Source organism: Streptomyces tendae, assembly GCF_014650435.1.
GTDB classification, from domain to species: Bacteria; Actinomycetota; Actinomycetes; order Streptomycetales; family Streptomycetaceae; genus Streptomyces; species Streptomyces tendae.
Genome location: NZ_BMUY01000093.1, coordinates 1 through 658 on the forward strand (window position 1 = coordinate 1; position 658 = coordinate 658).

At 43.2% G+C, this 658-nt stretch carries 1 protein-coding gene; it reads right to left on the minus strand.

The genetic code is table 11. From position 1 onward, the window contains the following. Nucleotides 1-445, minus strand: a 445-nt coding sequence (locus tag IE258_RS40780) for a hypothetical protein (protein WP_229892792.1), incomplete at its 3' end; no start/stop codon positions are given. Nucleotides 446-658 lie beyond the last annotated feature (213 nt).

The following is a 658-nucleotide window of genomic DNA, read 5'->3' on the forward strand; positions in this document are numbered from 1 at the left end:
TGTAACAAGGCACACACTCATAGCTTGTTCTATCATCATTGTACTTGTGATACACAATGTCTTTCCATTCATCACTTGGCTCTGCTATGTTCTGTTTAGTGATTTCAATGTCGGATTTTATCGTCTCTACGTTCTCCAACATATCCAGATAATGCTCTGGTTCATAACCAAAATTCAATAAGTGATTCAGCAGTGTAGGCTCTGGGAACATTCCGAACCAACAACGCTCGAACCACTGGTCAGCATAATCTCTTTCATCACTTCCATTGGAGTAAGTACCGCCCACTAAATCTCCGACAAAATTCTCTATCAGCTCTCCGATAGTCAGACCATGCTCCCCACACTTTCTCGCCAGTCGGTCACAATCTGCGTCCGACAATTTCACTGTGATTTTTCTCTCTCTGATTGTCTCAATTTCTTTCTTCTGTTCTTCGCCCCAACTCATGCTTTTACCTCTCTTTCATCTTGGCTATCACTCAACAAATTTCCGCATATCTGCGGTCACTCAAAGGGGGATTGAAGGGGGGCTTGCCACCCTCACAAGTTCTAAAGTGTAGCCGTTAGGCTATCACTTTAGGGAACTTGCAATATATCCGCTACACATAATATAACAGAGTGATAGCCACTTGTCAAGCGGATATATTCGTGCGTGGATTTC